Consider the following 22,828-nt stretch of genomic DNA (forward strand, 5'->3'; position numbering starts at 1 on the left):
CGCTCGAACTCGGCGGCTTCATGCGGATAGTGCTTACGATAGGCTTCGAACCGCTTCGTCCAGTCGGCTTCAGCAGCCGCGCCACGCTCGCCGGCGTCCCAGAGCGCACGGGCCTCGGCCGGCAGCGCAAAAGGCGGATGCTCCCAGCCGAGCGCGCGGCGCGTGTTCACGGCTTCATCGGCGCCGAGCGGCGCGCCGTGTACATCGTGCGTGCCCGCTTTCGATGGCGACCCTTTGCCGATCACCGTCTTGCAGCAGATCAGCGTCGGGCGGGCCGCTGCGCGCGCAGCACGCAGTGCCTGATCGACCGCGTCGACGTCGTGTCCATCCACGTCGCGCACGACGTGCCAGCCGTAGGCGGCAAAACGCGCCGGCGTGTCGTCGCTGAACCACTGCGCGACGTGGCCGTCGATCGAAATGCCGTTGTCGTCGTACAGCACCGTGAGCTTGTCGAGCTTCAAGGTGCCGGCAAGCGACGCCGCCTCGTGCGAGATGCCTTCCATCAGGCAACCGTCTCCGGCAAACACGTAAGTGCGGTGATCCACGATCGAGTGGCCGGTCCGGTTGAATTCACGCGCGAGCAGCGCCTCGGCGAGCGCCATGCCGACCGCGTTGGCCAGTCCCTGCCCGAGTGGTCCCGTGGTCGTTTCGACGCCGGGTGTGACGCCCACCTCCGGATGCCCCGGCGTCTTGCTGTGCAATTGCCTGAAGCGCCTGAGTTCGTCGATCGGCAGGTCGTAGCCGGTGAGATGCAGCAGTCCGTACAACAGCATCGAGCCATGCCCGTTCGACAGCACGAAGCGGTCGCGATCGGGCCACGCAGGATTGCGCGGATTGTGTTTTAGATGGCGGTCCCACAGCGCGACGGCAATCTCGGCCATGCCGAGCGGCATGCCCGGATGACCCGATTTAGCGGCTTCGACCGCATCGATCGCGAGCACGCGCAGCGCGTCGGCCATCAGCCGGGTCGCCGGGATTGTGGGTGTTGCTGGTGTTGGTGTTGCAACGGAATTTGCGACGGCACTCATCGAAGCTCTCCTTGCACGAAATCAACCACGGTGTGGCTCGGCGCCTCAGGCGCGCGAGCGCCGGTCGGTCAGTTGCAGAATCATCGGCGTGAAAATCAGCTGCATCGCGAGGCCCATCTTGCCGCCCGGCACGACGATCACATTCGGCCGCGACATGAACGAGTCGTGCAGCATCGTCAGCAGATACTGGAAGTCGATCCCCTTCGGCCGCGCGAAACGGATCACGACGAAGCTCTCGTCCGGCAGCGGAATTTCGCGGGCGGTGAACGGATTCGACGTGTCCACGGTCGGCACGCGCTGGAAGTTCACATGCGTGCGTGAGAACTGCGGGCAGATATAGTTGACGTAGTCCGGCATGCGCCGCAGGATCGTATCGACCACGGCCTCATGCGAGTAGCCGCGCATGGTCTGGTCACGATGCAGTTTCTGGATCCATTCGAGATTGATGATCGGCACGACGCCGATCAGCAGATCCGCATGCCGCGCGATGTCGATGCTGTCCGTCACCGCGGCGCCGTGCAGGCCTTCATAGAACATCAGATCGGTGTCCGGCGTCACCTCCTCCCACGGCGTGAAGGTTCCGGCATCCTGCTTGTAGAGCCGCGTTTCGGGTTCGTCGTGCACATAGTGGCGCAACTTCCCGGTGCCGCTTTCTCCATAATGGGCAAACAGTGCCTCGAGTTCTTCGAGCAGATTCGCTTGCGGTCCGAAATGGCTGAAGTTCAGTGCGCCATCTCGCTCGTGCTGCTTCATCGCTTCGCGCATGCCGTTGCGGTCATAACGATGAAAGGCGTCGCCTTCGACGATCTGCGCCTTGATCTTTTCGCGCCGGAAAATATGGGTAAAACTCTTCATCACAGTCGTGGTGCCCGCGCCGCTCGAACCGGTCACCGCGATGATTGGGTGCTTGACTGACATGCGTTTGTCTCCGGATGATCTAAGCCGTGAAACCCGGCAGAAACAGCGAACGCCGGCTAAAGAGCGGCGACGTAAAGGGTTGATCCTCGCCGCGGTCGTATTCACCGTGATAGCGCTCAATGCGTTCCACCTCGTTCTTCGAGCCGAGGATCACCGGCACCCGTCCATGTAGCGCACGTGGCACGACGTCGAGAATACGTTCGCGCCCGGTGATCGAAAGGCCGCCGGCCTGTTCGATCAGAAAGCTCATTGGGTTGGCTTCGTACAATAGCCGCAAGCGCCCTTCCATGGCCGGTATCTTCGAGTCGCGCGGGTACATGAACACGCCGCCGCGCATCAGGATGCGATGCACCTCGGCGACCATCGACGCGATCCAGCGCATATTGAAGTCGCTTGCGCGGCAACCGCTGCGGCCGTCCTTGCACTCCTGTACATAGCGGCGCACCGGCGGTTCCCAGAACCGTTCGTTCGACGCGTTGATTGCGAATTCAACCGTGTCTTCTGGAATGCGAATGTTCGAATGAGTGAGCACGAAGTTGCCGATGTCACGCTCCAGCGTGAAACCATGCGTGCCGTTGCCGACCGAGAGCACGAGCATCGTCGAAGGTCCGTAGACGGCGTAGCCCGCCGCGACCTGCTCGCGGCCCGGTTGCAGAAACGCTGACTCACCGACCGGCGCCTGCGAATCGGCCTGATTGCCATTGCGCAGCACCGAAAAGATCGATCCCACCACGCCATTGATGTCGATATTCGACGAACCGTCGAGCGGATCGAAGGCGAGCAGAAAGTCGCCACGAGGATAGCCCGGCGGAATCGGGTAGACCGCCTCCATTTCCTCGGACGCCATCGCCGCGAGCAGTCCGTCCCACTCGCACTGCTGCACGAAGATCTCGTTGGTCGAAACATCGAGCTTCTTCTGCTCCTCGCCGTGCGTGTTGATGCTATGCGCGGAACCGTAGTGACCGCCGAGCGCGCCTTTGGTGAGCATCGCGGAGATCGACTTGATCGCAGCGGCCACGTCGATCAGGAGCGCTGAAAGGCCCGCGTTCTGCGCGCGAGGCTGGCGGTCGAGCGTGTCGATCAGGAACTTCGAGAGGGTCGTACGTCCGTCTTGCATGGCGATCTCCTGAGGGATGGTTTTCGTTTAGCCTGGCGGCGCCGGCACGGCGCGCGTTGCATGAGAGGACACAGGCGCCTCGTCGCTTGCCGCGAGCGGTTCGGCGAACACGCGGCTCCCGCGAATGTCGGCGGCCGCAATCAGGGTGAGCGCGGCGGCGTCGATGGCCGCGCCGCCCCGCATCGCCGTGGCGAACAGGCGATTGGCCTGGCGCAGCCGCGAGCGATCGAGCGCATTGCGCACCGAGCGCGCGTTAGCAAAATTCGGCTGGCGGGTGCGCAGCGCGAGATAGTCCGCGAAAGCGCGCCGCGAGTCGGCGTCGAACCGGTAATGCATCGTCGCGAGCATCCGCTCGGCGATGTCGAGCAGTTCCGCGTCGTCGTAGTCGGGAAACGTGATGTGATGCGCAATCCGCGAACGAAAACCCGGATTGCTCTCGAAGAACACTTCCATGCGCGCCGCGTAACCGGCGAGAATCACCACGAGATCGTCACGCTGGTTTTCCATGGTTTGCAGCAGGATCTCGATCGCCTCCTGACCGTAGTCGCGTTCGTTTTCCGGGCGATACAGGTAATACGCTTCGTCGATGAAGAGCACGCCGCCCATCGCGCGCTTCAACACCTCGCGTGTTTTCGGCGCGGTATGGCCGATGTACTGGCCGACCAGGTCGTCGCGCGTCACTGAAACCAGATGATTGCGGCGAATGTAGCCCAGCCGGTGCAGCACTTCGGCCATGCGCAGCGCGACCGTGGTCTTGCCGGTGCCGGGATTGCCGGAGAAACACATATGCAGGGTCGGCGCGCCGCCTGCGAGACCGAGCGACGCGCGGGCCCGCTCGACGAGCAGATGGGCCGCGACCTCGCGAATACGGGTCTTCACCGGGACGAGCCCGACCAGATCGCGATCGAGCTCGGCCAGCACATCGCCGATGCCGGAGTCGCGATAGAGCGCGGCGAGATCGACATTGGGCACTTGTGCGCAGTTCATCTTCTAGCGCCCCGATACATATCGCTCACCTGAGGGCCGGTCGCCCGCGTAGCCGGACAGCCCGTAACGTTGCACACGTCCCACACCGTCCTGGCGCGTGAGGCGAAAGCCCGGTTCGTCGTCCGGACGGTTGACGATAAACGACAGACGCATCGTCTCGAAGCCGCGCACCGAATCGAACGCGTTGATCTTGATGTAGTGCTGCGGCCGCGCCGCGCGGCACGCCTTCACTTCCTGCAACACGCCGGCCGCGTCGTGCAGATCGAACATCGGCATGCCCCACATTTCCCAATAGGTGTTGCGCGGATGCGGGTCGTCGGTGTATTCGACCGAACAGGCCCAGCCCTGGCGCAGCGCGTAGTCGATCTGCAAGCTGATCTCCTCGTCGGTCAGTTCCGGCAAGAAGGAAAACGTGCCCTGTGTAATACGCATGACGTACCTCGTTGATGAATGCACCGATCGGAAACAGCGCCAACAGTCTTCCGCGCAGTGCGGTTGCACTGCTATCGGAGCTGCATTGAGAACCCTTGAATACCTGCTTCAGACGCGAGCCGCTCAGGCCGCAGTCGGCGTGGAGGCGAAATCCGGCGTGTCGGTCGACGCGTAGTTGAACGTCACATCCCGCCACGTATCGAGCGCCTGCTTGAGCGGCGTGCACCAGCGCGCCGCGGCTTCGAGAATCTCCGGCCCTTCGTGCACGATGTCGCGGCCCTCGTTGCGGGCCTTCACCATCGTTTCGAGCGCAACGCGATTCGCTACCGCGCCCGCCTGGATACCGGCCGGATGGCCGATCGTGCCGCCGCCGAACTGCAGGATCGCGTCGTCGCCGAACAGGTCGAGCAGTTGATGCATCTGCCCAGCATGAATGCCGCCCGAGGCCACCGGCATCACCTTGCGCAAGCCGGCCCACGGCTGGTCGAAGAAAATCCCGCGTGACAGATCGACCTCGTTGTGCGCCTCGCGGCACACGTTGTAATAGCCCTGTACCGACAGCGGATCGCCTTCGAGCTTGCCGACCGCAGTGCCCGCATGCGCGTGATCGACGCCCGCCATGCGCAGCCACTTCGCGATCACGCGAAACGAGATGCCGTGATTGCGCTGCCGCGTATAGGTACTGTGACCCGCACGATGCAGATGCAGAATCATGTCGTTCCTGCGCGCCCAGCGCGCCATCGATTGAATCGCGGTCCAGCCGATCACGAGATCGATCATCACGATGCAGGAACCCAGTTCCTTTGCGAATTCGGCGCGCTCATACATGTCTTCCATCGTGCCGGCCGTCACGTTCAGGTAGTGGCCTTTGACTTCACCCGTTTCCGCTTGCGCGCGATTCACTGCCTCCATCGAAAACAGAAAACGGTCGCGCCAGTGCATGAAGGCTTGCGAGTTGATGTTCTCGTCGTCCTTCAGAAAATCGAGGCCGCCGCGCAACCCTTCATATACGACGCGGCCATAATTCTTGCCCGACAAACCGAGCTTCGGCTTGACGGTTGCGCCAAGCAGCGGCCGGCCGTACTTGTCGAGCCGCTCGCGCTCGACGACGATGCCCGTCGGCGGCCCCTGGAAGGTCTTCAGATAAGCAACAGGTATGCGCATGTCTTCGAGACGCAACGCCTTGAGCGGTTTGAAGCCGAACACATTGCCGATGATCGAGGCGGTCAGGTTGGCGACCGAACCCTCTTCGAACAGATCCAGTTCATAGGCGATGTACGCGAAATACTGCGGCTCGCCGGCGCTCGCGCCCGGCACGGGATCGACGCGGTAGGCTTTCGCGCGGTACATGTCGCACGCAGTCAGGCGGTCGGTCCACACCACGGTCCAGGTTGCCGTAGACGATTCGCCGGCCACGGCCGCCGCCGCTTCCTCCGGATCGACGCCAGGCTGCGGCGTGATGCGAAAGAGCGCGATGATGTCGGTGTCTTTCGGCGTGTAATCGGGCTGCCAGTAGCCCATCTCGCGATACTTCATGACGCCCGCGGCGTACCGTTCGCGAGGCTTCTGCGCATCACGCGGCTTGTGTATGGAATCAATGACCGGTTGACTGAAATCGTTCATGACATATCCTCGAAGGTGAACAGGTGCGCTGCCGGAACAACGAAGCGCTTGTTTGCACTGTATGCAGGAACGCAGCCTCTGAGAATTCACGATTTAATTTGGCAGACTTAACCGATCCGTTATCGATTGCAGAATGCGAAGCGATTTTTCAACACGCGCACTGGCAATCGATGGAGAATGATCTGCACGGGAATCGCGAGCACCGTGTGACAGGAGGACAGAACCGTTCTGCCCGTCATGGAACACTTTGCTGCATTACCGGAACAGTGCGCGGCGCGAGCGCATCGTGCCGTGCGCACGGTGGTCGCACCGGCGTAATTCGGCAAACGCTGCATTGCGGCGCGCCAATACGTCGCTTATGCCCCGTCATCGAAAACCCGGCATGGAGCTTGCGTAGTAACCAACGCCAATGAAGTCCGGCATCACGCCGGGCCGACGGCGCAACGCTGTACCAACACCAGGAGGAAACACGTATGCAATGGACGACTCCGAGCTACACCGATATGCGTCTTGGTTATGAAATCACGATGTATATCGCTACGCGTTAAGCCCGCTCGGGCCGCAACACGCGGCCCTTCGGCGGATTTGTGTTAATCCCTAGCTAACCGGCCGGCTTTTCGGCGCTGCCAGGACACGCGTTCCCATCCATGATCCACGAAACGATCGTCACCACGGCAGCGTGCGATGGCCGTCCTCATATCGCGCCGATGGGGGCCCGTTACGAGGACGACTTCGTGATCCTCTCGCCTTTTCGCCCGTCGGTCACACTCGACAATATCGTCGCGTCGCGCGCTGCAGTGCTGAACTTCACCACGGACGTCCGTATCTTCGCCGGCTGCGTCACGCATTGCGCGAGCGACTGGCCCACCGTCGCCGCCAGCCGTGTGGCGAGCATCAGGCTCGCCGCCTCGCTGGCACACGCTGAACTCGAACTCGACGAACTGCGCGATGACAAGGAGCGCCCGGTGCTGCGCATGAAATGCGTGCACCGCGAAAACCATGCGCCATTCACCGGTTTCAACCGCGCCCAGGCCGCGGTGGTGGAAGGCGCGATTCTCGTGAGCCGGCTGTTCATGCTGCCGGCAGACAAGGTGGACCGCGAAATGGCCTACCTGCAGATCGCCATCGACAAAACCGCGGGCGAGGTCGAACTCACCGCCTGGGGGTGGCTCACCGCCGCGATCGCGCGGCATCGCGAGAGCCTCGCATCTTCCGGCGGTTCAGCCGCCGAACTCACAGCGCACTAGTCTGTCCCGTCTTTTCGGAGAATATCGATGACCGCATTGCTCGCGAGCGTCCGCTCGGACGACGAGGCATTGGACGCCGCCCGTGCCGGCGCCGAACTGATCGACCTGAAGGAGCCGAACGCGGGCGCGCTCGGCGGACTGTCGATCGGCGACATCACGCGTATCGTCCGCCAGTTGCGCGCCAGTTACCCGGTCAAGCCGATTAGCGCAACGATCGGCGACGTGCCGGCGGACGCGCTCGACGAAATCGCCACCCGCGTCATCGAAGTCAGCGATGCGGGCATCGATTATGTGAAAGTGGGGGTGGCGCCCGGTCCGTCTGCACGACGTTGTCTCGAACTGCTGGCCAATCTGCCGGCTGCGGTCGTGCCGGTGTTGCTATGCGACGGCGGCATGGATAGCGAACTGGTTGCCTATGCGGCCACGCTCGGCTTTGTGGGCGTGATGTTCGACACCGCCGGCAAGGACGGCAGCACGCTGTTCGATCACGTGGATAGCGATTCGCTCGCGCAATGGCTGCGGCTCACGCGGGAGCGTGGTGCCATGAGCGGCATCGCCGGCTCGCTCGGCTGGGCGCAGTTCGAGCAGATCCGGGCGCTCGCGCCGGACGTAGCGGGTTTTCGCACGGCATTATGCGTCGATGGACGGCGCTCGCGACTCGATCCGCAACGCGTCGCGCAATGGGCCAACGCACTGCACCGTCCCGCAGGGGAGATAAGCGGCGCGCTCGCCGCGGCAGACGCCAAAGCCTCCGGCGCCGCACGTCTGTAATGCGCTTGCGCGCAAGCCTTTACCTTTTGCCGCGGATCCCGCCAAAGGCAAGGCCGCAACGCCGCAACGCCGCAACGCGAAGGACTGCTAGGTTACCGGCATGTTCAGCAGCCGGTCGCGCATCAACGCGACATTGTCCTTGTTGAACATCTCGACCACGTAATTGGCTTCTGTCACATAGTCGACGAAACTCCGGTCGACCACGCCCGTCGCGGCCAGCGTCTCGAGCCGATCGCTCTCCGAGATCGCGCATGACTTCACCACGATCAACCGCTCGGCGTTGAGCATGGTCGAGAGCCACGCGGCGAGGCTGTCGGAGGTGGTGTCCCAATTGCTCATCGCGTCCGGCGTGTCGCGCATCAGCGAGGTCGGCACCCACACGGCCACACGGCCGTCGCGCAGCGCGCGGCGGACCTTCGCCTCGCTCGAAGCGAGCACGAGTTCAGGCAAGATCCCTTGCATGAGAATCGCGTATTGCGTCATGGCAAGCAGACACATGTTGTGTGCGGCGAGATCGTCGAAGCGCCACTCGCTCTGGTATTGCCGCACCTTGTCCGCGAAATCGCCACCACCAGGCACGATGACGACGCGCCCGCCCCCCACTTCACATAGCTCGACGAGCCACTGGCGAAGCATCGGATCGTGACTCAGGCTGCCCCCGATCTTGACCACCCACATGATCGTTGTCCTCGTTTCCGCGCGTTTCCGCTCGTTTCCCTTCAACCGCTCAAGCCGCCCGCGCTGCCGCGCTGCGGCTGACATCGCCGGCTTCCGCGTAGCGAGTCGCCGCAAGCAACGCTATCGCCACACTCGGCGCACACGTGGCGGCCCAGTCCGACCGGTTCGCCGGCACGCCCGCGAGCGTGCCGAAATCGATGTAGCCGCGTGTCGCTTCACCTGCTTCCATGCACGCCAGCGCCGCCGCGAGAAAGCGTCCACACCCTGCGCCGACCAGCGGTGCGGCGACGAGCTCAGGGTGAGCCGCCGTCACGCGGGCCAGATTGACGCCGATCTCGCGCAACTGCAGTTCGCGCCAGCGCAGCGCGAACCTGCGCCATTCGTCGGGACCCGCTTCATGGGCGTCCCGGCCAATCATCCGCGCGAGCCGCGTGCGGCTTGCGGCTTCCGTCTTCGGTCCCTGGTCGGCGCTCGGATACAGGTCGTAGTGCGACGCCAGTTCACCCGTGAGGCGGTAGATGTCCGCCGTGGTCGCAAACCATTCGTTCATCACGTTGACGGCCTCTCCACCGAACTCGATGCGCCGCGCGATACCGCACAACGGCGTGCGCACCACGCCCTGGTACACGAGTTCGCCAGTGGCGAGCCGCCCGGCATCCGTCGCGGCACGCGCGACGACACAACCGCCTGCGATCGGAATGATGTCGGTGGTGGTACTGCCAATGTCGATCAGCAGCGCATCGGGTACGCGTGACGCGATCCAGCGCGCGGTGGCCAGCCAGTTCGCCGAGGCGATGCTGCGCCAACCGTCCGCACAGGCTTGCGGCGTGAGCCAGCCGGCGTCGCCAGCGTAGAAACGCAGGCGCGGCCCGAGCCGCTGCGCCAGCGCAGCAGCGATGGCCCGCACGCCATGCGCGCGGTCCTCGAACAGGTCGACCATCTCGCCGGTCATCGTCACCGCGTGCAGCGCGGCGTCACTCCCGGCCTCTGGCCAGCGCTCGAAGACGAGGTCGATGGTTCGCTCGAGATGGCCGAGGCCCTGCCATAGCGGACAAGCCCATTGCGCGACATCGAGCACCGCGCCTGCGGCATCGGCCATCGACACCTTCACGTGCGCGCCGCCGACATCCCAGCCGAACACCGTTGCGCTATTCGCTGCGGCGACGCTTGCATGGGCCACGAGCCCGGCGCTCATGGCTGCGCCCCGCAGGCCGACTGCGTGCCACAGTTGCGCGGCGCGGGGCCGGATTGCACGATACGCAAGCCATGGGTGGCAAGCAGGCGGCGCGCGAGGTTGCCGCCGAGCGCCTCGGACAGTCCGGCATACGCCACCGTCAGACGCGGATTGACCTCGATCACAACCGGCCCGCGCGACGGATGCCACACCACGTCGATGCCGACAAAGCCGCGCAGACCTGGCAGCGCCTGCGTCACGCGTTGCGCGAGCGTGCCGAGCATGCGGCCCTGGTCGCCGGCCAGGTCGATCTGGTTGACCGTCACGCCATCGAATCCCACGATGTGCGGTTGCTGCCCCGCCGCATCGCCTTCGCTCAAGCTGATTTGCTGCCGGTTGATGCTGACGAGTTCAACGCTCTCGCCGTGGCAAATCAGCGAAAGGCTGAGCGGCTCGCCGTCGACCCATGCCTGCAGCACCGGATTGCGCGCAGCGGCCGCGCGCGCGTCGTATTCAGCACAGGCATCGGCAAAATTGTCGAATACGAAGGTATCGAGACCGCCCGCGCCGTCGTCCGGTTTCACGACCCAACGGCCGCCCGCTTGCCCGGAGACCTGTTCGGCGAGCTGTCCAGGCTCGACAGCCGGCGTCGTGGCGATGTCATGCGCCGTGAGGCACGCCGCAGTCGCGCTCTTGCTCGACGCCATGCGGATCGATTCTTTCGAACAGCCGAGCCAACGCGCTGCACCCACCGCGTCGTACAGATGCAGCAGCAAGCCGTCGCACTCCGGCGCGATGATCCACGCGTAGTCGTGCTCGCGAGCTACCCGCGCGACGAAGGCGGTCATCGACTCCCCTTGCGCGGCCCTACAATGAACGAGCGACGAATCGACGGTTTCAAAACGGGAACTCGCGAAGCTCACGTCCACTCCATCGAGTTCACGCAGGTCGCTCACCAGTGCGTCACGCATCACCCGGCCTTCGACGATCAGCGCGCTCAGGTCGGCGAGACTTCCCGCGCCGGTATGTGCCGGGTCGATGCCACCGCCGGTGAGATACTCGAAGACAAAGATCTTGGTCAAAGGAAAGCGCCCCCCATGCAGGTGATACCGGTTCTCGATCTGCTCGACGGCCACGTGGTACGCGCGGTGCGCGGCGAACGGACAGCCTATCAGCCGATCCGCTCGCCGCTTGCCGCCACTAGCGAGCCGCTTCACATCGCCCGCGCGCTGCTTGCTGCAAGCGGCGCACGGACGCTCTATATCGCCGACCTCGGCGCGATCCTTCAGCAAGGCGCTCACGTCGAGACGCTCGCTGCACTACGTGCCGCCCTGCCCGGCACTGACATCTGGCTCGACGCGGGCTATGCCGACTATGCGTCAATGCATTCGCTGTTCGTACGTATCGAAGAAGCCACCCGGCGCAACAGCCTCAACAGCGATAGCCAGTCTCCTCCGCACAGTCTTGCGACTCTCGTGCCGGTGTTCGGCACCGAGTCGCTGCACGACATCGCCGCACTACGCGCCGCCGAAACCGCCGGGCTTTCGCCCATCCTTTCGCTCGACCACCGCGCCGGCCAACTGATCACCGCTACTTCATCGCTCACCTCGGCCGGGCACACCTGCGCATGGTGGCCTCGCAGGGTGATCGCGATGACGCTCGATCAGGTGGGCAGCTACGACGGCCCCGACCTCGCCACGTTCGAACGCATCCGTGCCCATGCTCCCACGCATACCGCTGTGATCGGCGCGGGCGGCATTCGCCATCGCGACGACATGGCGGCGGCGGCCCGAACCGGCGCTTCGGCATGGCTCGTGGCGTCCGCGCTGCACGATCGCCGGATAGGCACGCCGTTCATCGAATCAACATAGGCGTGCTATACAACTTTCATGCCAATCGCCGGAGAAGCCGTGGATGTAAACAAACGGCAAGCTAATGGTGCCGTTCGTGACACTCTGCTCCAGATTGACACACAACCTGTGCGGAGCAGCGCGGCAGGCAGGCTGCTCCACCGATACATTGCGTGCAGGTCAGCGCGCCTGTCGCGACCGTATCGATCCTTTTAAGCGCAAGGCCACATAAGCGGCGCGCGATGCGTGACGCACCCCGCTACTGCGTTCGGGCTTAAATCGGCATGGAGCTTGCTACAGGTGCGGCCATGCACCTCTCGTCCATCGACCCATCGTCCACGACCCCATCGGCCACGGCCCACGTTCCTGCCTCGTCGCTGACGCGCGACTGGACCTGCCCGTTCTGCCCACTGCTGTGCGACGACCTCGTGGTCGAATCGCACGACGACGCCACGCTCGCCGTGCCGGATACCGAATGCCCGCGGCTCGCCCAGGCGCTCGCCTGCTACGGCAGCGCGGATGCACAGTGCCGCAACAGCGTCGACGGCCATGACGCGGATCTCGATACCGCGCTGGCTGGCGCGGCGCGCATCCTGTCGTCGGCACGCCGCCCGTTATTCGGCGCGCTGACCACCGATGTGGCCGGAGCCCGCGCGTTGTACACGCTGGCCGCAGGCTGCGGCGCGATCCTCGATCATTGGCATGGCGATGCGATGAGCGCGGCCACGCTCGCGTTGCAGGATCGCGGATCGTTCTTCACCACGCTTTCCGAGGTGCGTTCGCGTACAGACCTGCTGGTGTTTTTCAACTGCCAGCCGTCGCAGCGTTATCCGCGCTTCTTCACGCGCGCGCTGGCTGGCACAGAACAGCAACGCGAGCTGGTGTTCGTCGGCTGCCCGCCCGATCCCGCTGCGGCCGGCATGGCGAATACGCGAGTCGAAGCGATTCTTCCGGACACCGATCCTTTTGACACGCTCGCGCTCTGGTCAGCACTTTGCGAAGGACGCGAGGCTAGCGCGCTGCACGATAACGGCACAGGCACGGCAGCAGCACTCGCCCGCCTGCAGGCACGCATCGCCGCCGCGCATTACACCGTGCTGGTCTACGAGCCCGCCGCGCTGCCCGGTCCGCACGCGGCCCTGCTAATCGAAGCCTTGAACCGGATCATCAAGGCAACCAACCGCACCGTACGCGCGGGCTGTCTCGCGCTCGGCGGCGATGACGGCGCCTTGACGGTCAACCAGACTGTCGCGTGGCTCTCGGGTCTGCCGCTGCGCACGCGTGTCTCGACGCCCTCGCGAACCGCCGGCACGGCGCCGCTCGACTACGATCCGTACCGATACCGCACCGACCGGCTGCTCGCCGACGGTGAGATCGATGCGCTGCTGTGGGTTGCCAGCTTCGCGCCGCCGGTCTGGCCGCAAGCGCTCGATCAAGCGGTACCTGTTATCGTGCTTGGCCATCCGGCTTTGGCCGAAGCCGCGAAAGCGCGCGGCGCCGCTACCGTCTTTATTCCTGTCGCTACGCCCGGGATCGATAGCGCGGGTCATCTGTTTCGCGTCGACGGCCCGGTCGTGATGCCGCTCGCCTCAGCACGCGGCGTCGGACTGCCCTCGGTCGCAACGATCGCGGCGCGCCTCGCGGCGCAGCTCGGTGGCGAGCCCGCCGCGCAGGTGCAACCATGAGTCTCGTGCGGCTCAAGGGTGGCAGGATCTTCGACCCGGCCAACGGCGTCGACGGTGAGCGCCGCGATCTGGCGATCCGCGACGGCCGCATCGTCGACGTGCCGGCCACGACGCCGGCCGACCACGAATACGACGCCACCGGCATGATCGTGATGGCAGGCGGCATCGACATGCACTCGCATATCGGCGGCGGCAAGACCAATCTCGCGCGCCTGCTGCTCCCCGAGGATCACCGTGACAATCCCGTGCGCGAACCCGCCTACGAAGCGGTGCAAGACGCAAATGGCCGCTACCTGAGGCTGCCGTCGTGCGGAGTCTGCACGCCCGGGACGCTCGCGACCGGTTACCGCTACGCCGAAATGGGCTATACGGCCGCCTTCGAACCGGCCATGATGCCGTCCAACGCGCGTCACACGCACCTTGAGATGGGCGACACGCCGATCATCGATCACGGCGCGTACGTCATGCTCGGCAACGACGAACTGTTCCTGCAGATGCTCGCCGCACGCGACGATTTCGAGCGTCTGCGCGACTACATCGGCTGGACGATCCACGCGAGCAAGGCGCTCGGCGTGAAGGTCGTCAATCCTGGCGGCATCTCCGCGTTCAAGTTCAACCAGCGCTCGCTGAACGTCGATGAGCCGCACGTGCATTACGGCATCACCCCGCGCGAAGTCCTGCACACACTGTCGCGCGCGTTGACCGAGCTGCGCGTACCGCACCCGCTGCATGTCCACGCCAGCAATCTGGGCGTGCCCGGCAACATCGATTCGACCATCGCCACCATGGATGCCGCCGACGGTCTGCCGATCCATCTCACGCATATCCAGTTTCATAGCTATGGCACGGAGGGGCCGCAAAAATTTTCGTCGGGCGCGCGGCAGATCGCGGAGGCGGTAAACGCGCGGCCGAACGTGTCGATCGACGTCGGTCAGATCATCTTCGGACAGACCGTTACGGCCTCGGGTGACACGATGATGCAGTTCCGCAACACACCGCTCGGGCGGCCGCACAAGTGGGTGGTCGGCGACATCGAATGCGACGCGGGCTGTGGCGTGGTGCCGTTCCGCTATCGTGAGCAGAGCTATGTGAATGCATTGCAGTGGATTATCGGCCTCGAGATCTTCCTGCTGGTCGACGACCCGTGGCGCGTCGCGATGACCACCGATCATCCAAACGGCGGCCCGTTTACGAGCTATCCGCATCTGATCCGTCTCCTGATGGATAAATCGTTTCGCGACGAGCAGCTCGCCAAGCTCAATGCCGACGCCCAGGTGGCGAGCGCGTTAGCGCAACTGAAGCGCGAGTTCTCGCTGTACGAAATCGCCATCATCACGCGCGCGGGGCCGGCACGCCTGCTCGGCCTGCGCGACCGCGGCCATCTCGCCGCCGGAGCCGCAGCGGACATCGCCGTCTACCGCGACGATCCGGATCGCGAGCGGATGTTCACGTCGCCGGCCTATGTGTTCAAGGACGGAGAACTCGTCGCTCGCGACGGCACGCTTGTCGCCACGCCGACGGGCGGCATCCATTTCGTCTCGCCTGAGTTCGACCGTGGCATCGAGAAGACGCTGCGCGCCTACAGCGGCGCTAACCTCGCGAGCAACTTCGCGCACGCCGCCATCAGCGACGACGAGGTTTGCAGCTGCTGTCGCGGCGGCAGGCTGCTGCCCGTCGAATGTCTCGCGAATGGCTGACCAAATGATCCACACACCATGAGCGAGCCGGCGACCCTGCAGATCAACGGCACCACGATCGACGCCACTTTCGCGGAAGCGTTTCCGATGAAGGCGACGCGGCTCGTCATCACCGCCCATACGCTGACGTGGGCCATGAACGCCGCCATCTCCCTGACCGGGTTCGCGACCTCGGTGATCGGCTGCGGCTGCGAGGCCGGTATCGAGCGAACGCTGGCAGCCGCGGAAACGCCCGATGGCCGCCCTGGGGTCACGGTGCTGCTATTTGCGGTGTCATCGAAGGAATTGGCCAAACAGATCGAACGGCGCGTCGGACAATGCGTGCTCACGTGTCCGACCACTGCCGTGTATGGCGGTATCGATCCTGAGACGAGCCGCGCACCGCTTTCCGATCGGGCGTCGCTCGGCAGCGGACTGCGTTTTTTCGGCGACGGCTGGCAGATCTCCAAGATGCTCGGCGACACGCGTTATTGGCGCGTGCCGGTGATGGACGGCGAGTTCGTCTGCGCAGAGACGGCGCTTACCGTCAAGGCCGTGGGCGGCGGCAACCTGATCCTGCTGGCGCGCGATATCGACGCCGCACTCGCCGCCGCCGAAGCTGCGGTCGCAGCGATGCGCCGGCTGCCGAACGTAGTCATGCCGTTCCCGGGCGGCGTGGTCCGGTCGGGATCGAAGGTCGGCTCGAAATATCGGGGAGCGAGCGCCTCCACCAACGACGCGTTCTGTCCGACCCTCACGGGTCTCTCCGCGCGCAGCGAACTGAGCGCAGAAGTCGGATGTGTGCTCGAAATCGTGATCGACGGGCTCACCGACGCGGATGTCGGTGCGGCGATGAGCGCGGGTATCGGCGCGGCCGTCGGGCTCGGAAGGGCAGCGGGCCTGCTGCGGATTTCCGCCGGCAACTACGGCGGCAAGCTGGGGCCTTACCACTTCCATCTGCACAGTCTCGCGGCGGGCGCCACAGCGGGCTTCGACGGGAGCCGCGCATGAGTCCTCGCATCACGCTGCGCGTGACAACGCCACCCGGTTTCCGCGTCGACGCGTCTGCCTTGCTGCCGGCGCCGCTTGCGGCAATGAGCACGGCAGAAATCGAGCGCATTGTCCTGCCGGCGGGCAATGACAGGTGTAATGTGGGCGATGTGTTCGACGTGTCGCGCAGTGAAGCCAGCGCTGAATCTGATGCGCCGCACACCGGCGCCACCCTGGTGATCGAAAACGCGGCGCCATGGCTCGACCGCGTTGGCGCGCGCATGCTGGACGGCCACCTCCTCGTGCACGGTTCTACCGGGGATTACAGCGGTTTCCAGATGGCGGGCGGCGTATTGCACATCGAGGGCGACGCGGGTCACTTTACCGCCTGCGAAATGCGCGGCGGCCGCCTGACGGTGACCGGGCATAGCGGCGACTTCGCCGCCGGCGCCCTCGCCGGCGACATGGAAGGCATGACCGGCGGCACGCTGACGATTCACGGCAATGCGGGCGCGCGGCTCGCCGATCGCATGCGCCGCGGACTCGTGCTGGTCGGCGGCAACGCGGGAGATTTTGCCGCATCACGGCTTGTGGCCGGCACCGTCGGCATCGCCGGTCAACCGGGCGCGCATTATGCATACGGTATGAGGCGCGGCACCCTTCTGCTCAGCCAACGGCCCACGCACTTGCCGCCGACGTTCACCGAAGGCGGTCGCGGATTCGATGTGTTCTGGGCGCTCCTCGTGCGCAGTCTCGCCGATGAGATCGCACCCTTTTCGCAGTGGCGCACAGCGGGTTTGCCGACCCGCTATGCGGGCGATCTCGCGGTCGACGGACGAGGCGAAATACTGGTCGTGAGCTAGCCGCCGCAAGCACGCCCCGCAATACACGCAGTCAGACAGTGTTCGACAGAAACACCGGATAACGAAGGAGACAGATATGACGATGGCGCATTCTCGCCCCGCACAGCCGGGCGCCGACGCATCCGCGCCGCGCTATGCCGGCTCGATGATCGCGCTGCATTGGCTGATTGCACTTGGCATCATCGGCCTGCTCGCGCTCGGACTCTATATGGTCGGACTGCCAAAGGGTTGGCCTCTCAAGGCGACGTTGCTCAACCTTCACAAGTCGGTCGGACTGACGGTTTTCCTGCTGGTGCTTCTCCGCATCATGGCGCGTGTGGCCCTCCACCGGCCGCCCCTGCCGCCGATGCGACCGTGGCAACGCGCCGCCGCGCGCACTACGCAGGGCCTTTTATATGTCGCAATGGTCGCGATGCCGCTGTGCGGGTATCTCGGTTCGTCGTTCAACCGCTTTGGGACACGCTTCTGGGGCCTCGCGTTGCCGCAGTGGGGCTGGGACGATGCAGGCTTGCGCGAACTCTTCTTCGGTCTTCATAAGGCGATCGGCTATACGCTGATCGTACTGATTGCGCTGCACGTCGCGGGCGCGCTCAAGCACCAGTGGATCGATCGCGACAATCTGCTCGCGAGGATGCTGCCATGATGCGGCGCGCACCATGAAGATCAAGGTACTCGGCTCATCGGCGGGCGGCGGCTTCCCGCAATGGAACTGCAATTGCCGCAATTGCGACGGCGTGCGGCGCGGCACGCTAAAGGCGACGCGCCGCACGCAATCGTCGATCGCGGTGAGCGCGAACGGCGAGGACTGGCTGCTCGTCAACGCGTCACCCGATCTGCTCGCGCAGATCGCCGCCAACCCCGATCTGCAGCCGGCCCGCCGCGCGCGCGATAGCGGGATTGCCGCGGTGCTGGTAATCGACGCACAGATCGACCACGTCACCGGCCTGCTGATGCTGCGCGAACGCGACACGCCACTGCCGCTCTACGCGACCGATGCGGTATGGCAGGACCTGTGCAGCGGTTTTCCAGTCGCACCGATTCTCTCGCACTATTGCGGCGTAGAGCATCGCCGCATCGCGCTCGACGGCGCGCCGCTAGCCGTAGCCGCGCTTAACGGTGTGCAGATCGACGCGTTGCCGCTGTCGAGCAAGGCGCCGCCCTACTCGCCGCATCGGCATGCACCCGAGCGCGGCGACAACATCGGACTGGTCTTCACGAACCGGCAAACCGGCAAGCGCGTGTTCTACGCGCCCGGACTCGGAGCGATCGAAGCGCATGTGCTCGCCGCGATGCGTGAGGCGGATCTGTTGCTCGTCGACGGCACGCTGTGGACCGGCGACGAAATGATCCGCCTCGGCCTCTCGAAGAAGACCGCTGCGGATATGGGCCATCTGGAGCAGTCCGGCCCGGGCGGCATGATCGAAGTGCTGGACTCACTCGAGGCACGCCATGTCCGCAAGGTGCTGATTCACATCAACAACACCAATCCGATTCTCGTCGAGGACGGGCCCGAGCGCCGCATCCTGACTGAACACGGAATCGAAGTGGCATACGACGGAATGACGTTCGAGATATGACGTGAGGCTGTGAAGTCAGGCTGCAGTCTGGAAACGCAGCTGTAAAGTACAAAACGGAGAGGGCATGAACGCAAAAGACATCTTGGGCACGGCGCCGCGGCAGGATGCAGAGACAAGTGGAGATGGCGGCCAGCCCGCCTGGACCCGCGAGGAATTCGAAGCACAGTTGCGCGCGAAAGGCACGGCGTATCACATCCATCATCCATTCAACGTGAAGATGAATAGCGGCGGCTGCTCGCGCGAGCAGATTCGCGGCTGGGTCGCCAATCGCTTCTACTACCAGATCAATATTCCGCTAAAGGATGCGGCCGTGCTGTCGAATTGCCCGGATCGCGAAACGCGCCGCCGCTGGGTGCTGCGCATTCTCGATCACGACGGCTATGGCGACGAGGAAGGCGGCATCGAAACATGGGCGCGTCTTGGCGACGCAGTCGGCCTGTCGCGTGACGACCTGTGGTCGTTGAAGCAGGTGACGCCCGGGGTGCGCTTCGCGGTCGACGCCTATGTGAATTTCGCGCGCCGCGCGCCGTGGCAGGAATCGGTCTGCTCGTCGCTCACCGAAATGTTCGCACCCCAGGTGCATCGTGACCGGCTCGCGAGCTGGCCGGAACACTATCCATGGATCGAGCCTTCAGGTCTTGCGTATTTCCGCTCGCGCATTTAGCTTGCGCAGCGCGACGTGCAGCACGGGCTCGAAGTCACGCTCGATCATTTCACGCGGCGCGAGCAGCAGGAACGCGCGCTCGAAATCCTGCAATTCAAGCTCGACATCCTGTGGACCATGCTCGATTCGATCGAAAAGGCTTTCCCGCAATGAACGACCTGACACGCGCCGGCGGCGCCACGCCAACCGCCGATTGTCCGACGATCAGCAAGCTCTTTCGCCTGCAATGGGAGCCGGCTCAGAACGCTCACGTGCTGCTCTATCCCGAAGGCATGGTGAAGCTCAATCAGAGCGCGGGAGAGATTCTCAAGCGTTGCGACGGCACACGCGATATCAACACACTGATTGCCGACCTGGAGCAGGCGTTCAACACCACCGGGCTCGGTCCCGAAGTGCGTGCGTTCGTTGCCGACGCGCAGTCGCGCGGCTGGCTGGAGTAGCGCCATGACGGACCTTTCACAACCTGCCGCCGCTGCCCAGCCTCAAGGGGTCCCCGACGGGATCCCGCTGCCGCTCTGGCTGCTCGCGGAGTTGACTTATCGCTGCCCGCTGCACTGCGCGTTCTGCTACAACCCGATCGACTACACGGATCACAGCCGCGAGCTCAGCACGGAACAGTGGCTCAACGTGTTGCGCGAGGCGCGCGCGCTCGGCGCCGCGCAACTCGGGTTTTCAGGCGGCGAGCCGCTCGTGCGCGACGATCTCGAAGTGCTGGTCGCCGAGGCTCGCAAGCTCGGTTTTTATACGAATCTGATCACCTCCGGTGTCGGCCTCACCGATAAGCGTCTCGATGACCTGCAGGCCGCCGGCCTCGACCATATCCAGTTGTCGTTCCAGGATTCGACCCAGCAGCTGAACGACTTCCTCAGCAGCACCCGCACCTTCGAACTGAAACAACGCGTGGCCGCATCGATCAAACAGCACGGCTTTCCGATGGTGCTCAATTGCGTGCTGCATCGCTACAACCTGCCGCACGTCGACAAGATCATCGACATGGCGCTGGCGATGGGCGCCGAGTACCTGGAGCTCGCCAACACGCAGTACTACGGCTGGGCGCATCAAAACGAAGCGCAGTTGATGCCGACGCGTGAACAGCTCGACGAAGCCGAAGCGGTTGTAGAGCGTTACCGCCGCACGCATGGTGAGCGCTGCAAGATCTTCTTTGTCGTGCCGGACTATTTCGAACGTCGCCCGAAGCGTTGCATGAACGGCTGGGGCGCCGTGTTTCTTGGTGTCGCCCCGGACGGCGCGGCGCTGCCCTGTCACGCCGCACGCAGTCTGCCCGGCCTCGTGCTGCCGAACGTCAAAGACACCCCGCTGCGCGAGATCTGGTACGAGAGCGACGCGTTCAACCGCTTTCGTGGCCTCGCCTGGATGAAGGAGCCCTGCCGCAGTTGCGACGAAAAGGAACACGACCTGGGCGGCTGTCGTTGCCAGGCCTATATGCTGACAGGCGACCCGGCCAATGCCGATCCGGTCTGCGACAAATCGCCATCGCATGACACCGTGGTGAAAGTCGTGAACGTGGCACGGCGCGCGGCCGCCGCCGACCTGCCGCACGAGCAGCCGATCCTGTTTCGCAACGACGCCAACTCGCGGCGGCTCGCGTCTGCTGCGGCGAGCGGCGGGACAAGTGGCGAGATAAGCGGCCACGGCAACGGCAACGGCCACACAGGAGGCTGACCATGGCTGCGGGAGACATCTCCGTCCTGCTCGTCGACGACCATGCGGTGGTACGGGAAGGCTACCGGCGCCTGCTCGAACTGAATGCCGACGTGCATGTGTGCGGCGAGGCGGCCGACGCCGCGCAGGCCTATCAGCGTTTTTGCACGCTGCGGCCCGATGTGGTGGTGATGGACGTTTCGTTGCCGGGCGCAAGCGGCATCGAAGCGATGCGGCGCATGCTCGCGCGTGAGCCCGATGCGCGCGTGCTGATCTTCAGCGTGCATGAGGATACGATCTTCGTGCGCCGCGCGCTCGACGCCGGCGCCCTCGGCTACGTCACCAAGGCCAGCGCGCCCGACGTACTGGTGGAAGCCGTGCGCACCATTGCCCGGCGCGCGGGCTATCTAAGCCCCGATATCTCGCAGGCGCTCGCGCTGCGCAACGCCTTCAGCGATGGCCCGCCCGGACGGCAGTTGTCGGCGCGCGAGTTCGAGGTGCTGCGTCTGCTGGTGCAGGGTTACACGCTGCCGAGCATCGCCGAGAAACTGGGACTCAGCCAGAAGACGGTGGCCAATCACCAGTCCGTGATCCGGCAGAAATTCGGCGCCGACAACGGCGTGCAGCTCGCACAGATGGCGAACCGCCTCGGGCTTCAGTTCACGGGTTCGGCAAGCCCCGCATGAGCGGGCACCCGCGCGCAAAACAGGAATCCGCCTTCCGGCTTGCTCGCCACGTGAAATTCGCCACCTAGCGCCTCGACGCGCTCGCGCATGCCGATCAGGCCGAGTCCGCCGCGAGGCTTCTCGAGATCGGTGCCGGGACCGTCGTCGGCCATCGTGACGACAATTTCATCGATGAGGCGGGCGTCCTGCCGGTCCTGCGGCTCCTGAGCCTCGCGCGGCGCACGCACCAGGAACACTTCCACGCGTGAGGTGCGGGCAAACTTCGAGACATTGGTCAGCCCTTCCTGCACGAGCCGGTAAAGCGTGATGGTCAGCGCATCGCTCAGACCCGCGAAATCCCCTTCGATCGCCAGCGAGAACGACGCATCCGGCAGCCGCTCGCGCCAGCCGTCGACACAGTGCTCGAGCGCGCTCGGCAGGCCGAACTCGTCGAGGCCGATGGGCCGCAAACGCCGGACCATGCCGCCAATCTGCCGATAGACGTGGCTCGCACTCTGCATGAGACCGAGCGATACGCGATGCACCTCCGGCTCGCGCCCGCTGGACAGATCGCGGATGCGCGCGGCGTCGAGCGAGATCGCGTTCAGGTACTGGCCCAGTTCATCGTGCAGTTCACGCGCCAGATGGCGGCGCTCGAGTTCCTGCGCCTGCAAGGCCTGATTGGCGAGACGCCGGTTGTCGGCGAGCAGGCGTTCGGCCTGCGCTTCCAGCACGCAGCGGCGGCTCAGCTCGCGGCGTGTCTCGCGATAGCGGCGCCATGCGAACCAGGCAAGGCAGATGGAGAGCACGCACAGCGTGCCCGGCAATTCGTCGAGCTGGAAGCGCTCGAGACCCCGCGTCCAGCGATAGGCGTGCTCGCTGAAATCGAATGTCACGCTCAATACGGCGGCGAGCACAGTCAGCGCGAGCACCCACGCAAGGTCGCGCCGCACCGTCGAATGCGGTGAAGCGGGTCGCGCTGAAGAAGGGTTCGAGGGGTCGCTTGCCATCACCTTTGCATCCGTCACGTTTGCATTCTACTCAGGCCGCTCGCACACAGCAGTTTGTTGCAGCGCGTTTGGGAACACTTCCCCCCGATATCGGGAAAAGCTCCCGTGCTTCGCGCGGCGGCGTATGCGAAGCTTTACACACAGAAAGAAAGCGCTACGCATGCCGCCACGCGGCTGCGTTATCGAAGATAGCGTCAATCCGGCCGGAGAC

The 22,828-nt window shown here is 64.6% G+C and carries 23 protein-coding genes and 1 pseudogene; 14 read left to right on the plus strand and 10 right to left on the minus strand.

Going from position 1 to position 22,828, the window contains the following annotated elements:
• The 6 genes from M0954_RS09700 to M0954_RS09725 form a co-directional block, all read right to left on the minus strand.
• The coding region (locus M0954_RS09700; RefSeq protein WP_297352866.1) for a 1-deoxy-D-xylulose-5-phosphate synthase N-terminal domain-containing protein at positions 1-1,028 on the minus strand (1,028 nt) is incomplete at its 3' end.
• Between the two features lie 45 nt (positions 1,029-1,073).
• The gene (locus tag M0954_RS09705) at positions 1,074-1,946 is read right to left on the minus strand and encodes a phosphoribulokinase (RefSeq protein WP_123387867.1); all 873 of its coding nucleotides are present in this window, start codon (positions 1,944-1,946) and stop codon (positions 1,074-1,076) included.
• A 19-nt stretch (positions 1,947-1,965) separates the two neighbouring features.
• Positions 1,966-3,063 carry a class 1 fructose-bisphosphatase gene (locus M0954_RS09710; protein WP_297352868.1) on the minus strand — a complete coding sequence of 366 codons (1,098 nt, stop codon included), beginning with the start codon at positions 3,061-3,063 and terminating at the stop codon, positions 1,966-1,968.
• A 27-nt stretch (positions 3,064-3,090) separates the two neighbouring features.
• Complete coding sequence (gene cbbX, locus M0954_RS09715) at positions 3,091-4,050, minus strand: CbbX protein (protein WP_122151693.1); 960 nt, start codon at positions 4,048-4,050, stop codon at positions 3,091-3,093.
• Between the two features lie 3 nt (positions 4,051-4,053).
• Complete coding sequence (locus M0954_RS09720) at positions 4,054-4,482, minus strand: ribulose bisphosphate carboxylase small subunit (protein WP_297352870.1); 429 nt, start codon at positions 4,480-4,482, stop codon at positions 4,054-4,056.
• A 123-nt stretch (positions 4,483-4,605) separates the two neighbouring features.
• Positions 4,606-6,105: a form I ribulose bisphosphate carboxylase large subunit gene (locus M0954_RS09725; protein ID WP_122151696.1), complete on the minus strand. Its 1,500-nt coding sequence runs from the start codon at positions 6,103-6,105 to the stop codon at positions 4,606-4,608.
• Between the two features lie 473 nt (positions 6,106-6,578).
• On the opposite strand from M0954_RS09725, the gene pqqA reads away from it, so the two are divergent.
• The 3 genes from pqqA (at position 6,579) to M0954_RS09740 (ending at position 8,123) form a co-directional block, all read left to right on the plus strand.
• On the plus strand, positions 6,579-6,653 hold the full coding sequence (pqqA, locus tag M0954_RS09730) for a pyrroloquinoline quinone precursor peptide PqqA (protein WP_122155358.1): 75 nt from the start codon (positions 6,579-6,581) through the stop codon (positions 6,651-6,653).
• 99 nt (positions 6,654-6,752) lie between these two features.
• Positions 6,753-7,352 carry a DUF447 domain-containing protein gene (locus M0954_RS09735; RefSeq protein WP_297352872.1) on the plus strand — a complete coding sequence of 200 codons (600 nt, stop codon included), beginning with the start codon at positions 6,753-6,755 and terminating at the stop codon, positions 7,350-7,352.
• A gap of 27 nt (positions 7,353-7,379) precedes the next feature.
• Positions 7,380-8,123 (plus strand): (5-formylfuran-3-yl)methyl phosphate synthase, encoded by a 744-nt coding sequence (locus M0954_RS09740; protein ID WP_123387868.1) that lies wholly within the window; start codon positions 7,380-7,382, stop codon positions 8,121-8,123.
• An 87-nt stretch (positions 8,124-8,210) separates the two neighbouring features.
• On the opposite strand, the gene M0954_RS09745 is transcribed toward M0954_RS09740, so the two are convergent.
• The 3 genes from M0954_RS09745 to M0954_RS09755 are packed head-to-tail and all read right to left on the minus strand — an operon-like array spanning position 8,211 to position 11,057.
• Complete coding sequence (locus M0954_RS09745; RefSeq protein ID WP_123387979.1) at positions 8,211-8,801, minus strand: aspartate kinase; 591 nt, start codon at positions 8,799-8,801, stop codon at positions 8,211-8,213.
• A gap of 49 nt (positions 8,802-8,850) precedes the next feature.
• A complete protein-coding gene (locus M0954_RS09750) occupies positions 8,851-9,996 on the minus strand; it encodes a hydantoinase/oxoprolinase family protein (protein ID WP_297352874.1) in 1,146 nt (381 codons plus the stop codon).
• Entirely contained in the window at positions 9,993-11,057 is a 1,065-nt protein-coding gene (locus M0954_RS09755) for an ATP-grasp domain-containing protein (protein WP_297352876.1), read from the minus strand. The genes M0954_RS09750 and M0954_RS09755 overlap by 4 nt, the downstream gene beginning before the upstream one ends.
• Positions 11,058-11,072: 15 nt before the next feature.
• On the opposite strand from M0954_RS09755, the gene M0954_RS09760 reads away from it, so the two are divergent.
• The 11 genes and pseudogenes from M0954_RS09760 (at position 11,073) to M0954_RS09810 (ending at position 21,628) form a co-directional block, all read left to right on the plus strand.
• Positions 11,073-11,846: a HisA/HisF-related TIM barrel protein gene (locus M0954_RS09760; RefSeq protein WP_297352878.1), complete on the plus strand. Its 774-nt coding sequence runs from the start codon at positions 11,073-11,075 to the stop codon at positions 11,844-11,846.
• A 287-nt stretch (positions 11,847-12,133) separates the two neighbouring features.
• Entirely contained in the window at positions 12,134-13,510 is a 1,377-nt protein-coding gene (locus tag M0954_RS09765; protein ID WP_297352880.1) for a formylmethanofuran dehydrogenase, read from the plus strand.
• Positions 13,507-15,207, plus strand: a complete 1,701-nt coding sequence (locus tag M0954_RS09770; protein ID WP_133891993.1) for a formylmethanofuran dehydrogenase subunit A — start codon at positions 13,507-13,509, stop codon at positions 15,205-15,207. Before M0954_RS09765 ends, M0954_RS09770 begins: the two co-directional genes overlap by 4 nt.
• Positions 15,208-15,225: 18 nt before the next feature.
• On the plus strand, positions 15,226-16,197 hold the full coding sequence (fhcD, locus tag M0954_RS09775) for a formylmethanofuran--tetrahydromethanopterin N-formyltransferase (RefSeq protein WP_133891994.1): 972 nt from the start codon (positions 15,226-15,228) through the stop codon (positions 16,195-16,197).
• Entirely contained in the window at positions 16,194-17,039 is an 846-nt protein-coding gene (locus M0954_RS09780; RefSeq protein WP_297352900.1) for a formylmethanofuran dehydrogenase subunit C, read from the plus strand. The genes fhcD and M0954_RS09780 overlap by 4 nt, the downstream gene beginning before the upstream one ends.
• 76 nt (positions 17,040-17,115) lie before the next feature.
• Positions 17,116-17,682 carry a cytochrome b gene (locus tag M0954_RS09785; protein WP_297352901.1) on the plus strand — a complete coding sequence of 189 codons (567 nt, stop codon included), beginning with the start codon at positions 17,116-17,118 and terminating at the stop codon, positions 17,680-17,682.
• Between the two features lie 13 nt (positions 17,683-17,695).
• Entirely contained in the window at positions 17,696-18,616 is a 921-nt protein-coding gene (gene pqqB / locus M0954_RS09790; protein ID WP_133891996.1) for a pyrroloquinoline quinone biosynthesis protein PqqB, read from the plus strand.
• Positions 18,617-18,680: 64 nt separating this feature from the next.
• Positions 18,681-19,433 (plus strand): annotated as a pseudogene (pqqC, locus tag M0954_RS09795) (pyrroloquinoline-quinone synthase PqqC).
• Complete coding sequence (gene pqqD / locus M0954_RS09800) at positions 19,430-19,720, plus strand: pyrroloquinoline quinone biosynthesis peptide chaperone PqqD (protein WP_297352903.1); 291 nt, start codon at positions 19,430-19,432, stop codon at positions 19,718-19,720. The pseudogene pqqC and the gene pqqD overlap by 4 nt, the downstream one beginning before the upstream one ends.
• Positions 19,721-19,724: 4 nt before the next feature.
• On the plus strand, positions 19,725-20,963 hold the full coding sequence (pqqE, locus tag M0954_RS09805) for a pyrroloquinoline quinone biosynthesis protein PqqE (protein ID WP_297352905.1): 1,239 nt from the start codon (positions 19,725-19,727) through the stop codon (positions 20,961-20,963).
• Positions 20,964-20,965: 2 nt separating this feature from the next.
• On the plus strand, positions 20,966-21,628 hold the full coding sequence (locus M0954_RS09810; RefSeq protein ID WP_122151719.1) for a response regulator transcription factor: 663 nt from the start codon (positions 20,966-20,968) through the stop codon (positions 21,626-21,628).
• Here the strand turns inward: M0954_RS09810 and M0954_RS09815 are convergent.
• Positions 21,598-22,617 (minus strand): histidine kinase, encoded by a 1,020-nt coding sequence (locus M0954_RS09815; RefSeq protein ID WP_122151721.1) that lies wholly within the window; start codon positions 22,615-22,617, stop codon positions 21,598-21,600. The genes M0954_RS09810 and M0954_RS09815 overlap by 31 nt on opposite strands.
• Between the last annotated feature and the right edge of the window lie 211 nt (positions 22,618-22,828).

The organism is Paraburkholderia sp. (genome assembly GCF_026225065.1).
GTDB lineage: Bacteria > Pseudomonadota > Gammaproteobacteria > Burkholderiales > Burkholderiaceae > Paraburkholderia.